At 64.2% G+C, this 1,977-nt stretch carries 1 protein-coding gene; it reads left to right on the forward strand.

Annotated features, from left to right (window positions below; translation table 11 throughout):
- Window positions 1-311: 311 nt before the first annotated feature.
- On the forward strand, window positions 312-1,202 hold the full coding sequence (locus tag FFS25_RS13250) for a heparinase II/III domain-containing protein (RefSeq protein ID WP_171004224.1): 891 nt from the start codon (window positions 312-314) through the stop codon (window positions 1,200-1,202).
- The last annotated feature ends 775 nt before the right edge of the window (window positions 1,203-1,977 follow it).

Below are 1,977 nucleotides of genomic sequence, written 5' to 3' on the forward strand. Positions count from 1 at the left end.
TGTGACATCCCCGCGATCCTCGGCGCACAACGCGCATCAGGACCACGCCGATCCTGCGCATCACCCAGAGGACCCGATCTCGGCAGCCAACCCACACTCATCTGTGAAGGGCCGCTTATCACCAGATGAACCTTCGCTGGTGGTCTCAAGCGTGGCGAAGGGTCGCCCTCGAGGGCAGGGCCATTCCTGATTTCGCAGCACACCGGCTGGCTGGCGCAGGAACAGTCCTCGCCCATCTGGCTCAGCCCGACGGGAGGTTGCCACAGATTGGCGATTCTTCCCGTGGCCCGGTCTCCAGGGGACTCGATCCGGTGGCGGACTTCGCCGCAACCAAAGGCGTCCGCGGCACTCGTCCCAAGGCCACTGCCTTGGTACTCGACGGCGGTTACGCGATCTCTCGCAGCGGTTGGGGGGAGCAGCGAAAGATTCACAACGAGTCGCATATGATTCTCCGTCACGGACCCTTCGTTCGAGCCCATGCTCACGCGGACCTGGGAAGCGTCCATATCTACGCTGCAGGCAGACCGTGGTTGGTAGACAGCGGATTCCACAGCTATCAGAGTGCGGACCGCACCCGTCAGCATCTGCATTCCCGACAGGCCCACAACCTGGCTCTTCTTCCTGAACGGGAGTATTCGCCCCGCTCAACAGTCGCCATCGAGCGTGCGGAGATCACGGAGACTGTCCATGACTTCGCAGTGCTCGACCCCGGGTATCCGGGCGTCCAGCTGCGTCGCCGCGTGATCTACCTTGCCGGTCCGGACTGCTGGATCATCCGTGACACTGCAGACGGCGACACAGGATCGCTGCTCCGACAGCACTGGCAGGCCGACCTCGGTCTGCGTTGCCGACGTCACGATCGAGGGTTCACTCTGCAGGACAAGGATCGTTCGATGTCCTTGACCTGGCTCGGCGGGACCCCTCGCCTCTCGCGACACGAGGCTCAAGACGGTGATCTGCGCGGTTGGGTCGGCACACGGTGGAAGACCCTCAAGCCGGGAACTCTGCTCACTGCGGAGAGGCAGAACCCTGATCGTGGGCTGACGGTCCTGATCGCACCGAATGCAGGGACACCCCTCGGTATCGTCGACTCGTATGTCACGACCTCGGGCACCGTCACAGCCACATTGTGCCGCGGAGGGGATGCATGGAAGGTGCGCATCGAAGATCGCCAAGAGGTGGTCGTCTCACCTGTGCTCTGACTCCCTGATTCGCGTCGTTCTCAACTTCGGCGACCGAGCGCTCGACGTCGAGGCCAAGACCAGCGGAACAGAGTCGGCCCGAACTCGCCGATGACGGCGGGCCGAACATTCCTCCCAGGCGCCGACCACTCGTGGGTCATATGCCGGAAGTGCGCCTACAGCGACAGCAGGTCTCTGAAGCCTAAGCGGACCTGGAGGGGACTGGGCGGTGGTTCCAGCCTCCGGGCGCAGAATCCGGGCCACCGTGCACCTCTCCGGTCACAGGGGCTCGCGAGTGATCACCGAGGCAGGCGTCAGCCGGGCCGGCCCCTGCACCGGTGACCGCTCGTTGATGGCCCGCACGAGGCCTGCCCTCGAGCGCGTCATGGCCGGCTATCGGCATCAACGGGTCTCATTCGACGCGCATCAGACCCGCGACTTCGTGGGTCGTGTCCCCTCGGCGCGCCCCTGCCCTTGGTGGTTCCGTTCAGGCAGCGGGCCTTACTCGCTGAAGCAGAAGCTCACTGCCCTGGCCCGACTGGAGACGTCGGGCTATACGCGCATTCCTGCGCACAGCCTCGAAGCCTGTGATAGCAGAGGCGGGTCGAAAACGACGAAAGGCACCCCGGACCAGATGGTCCGGGGTGCCTCCGATGCCCTGGGGACATCGCACTGTGCGCGGAGGGGTGTTGAGTCTCACTACCTCGTCACCACATGTCTCAAAACCTCATCAACACCAGCGGACCCACGATGAGACATGACCCGCCGCCGCCAGATCATCACCGCCGTGACCACC

Origin of the sequence: Kocuria sp. 2SI, assembly GCF_005502825.1 — a bacterium.
Taxonomy (GTDB): domain Bacteria; phylum Actinomycetota; class Actinomycetes; order Actinomycetales; family Micrococcaceae; genus Kocuria; species Kocuria palustris.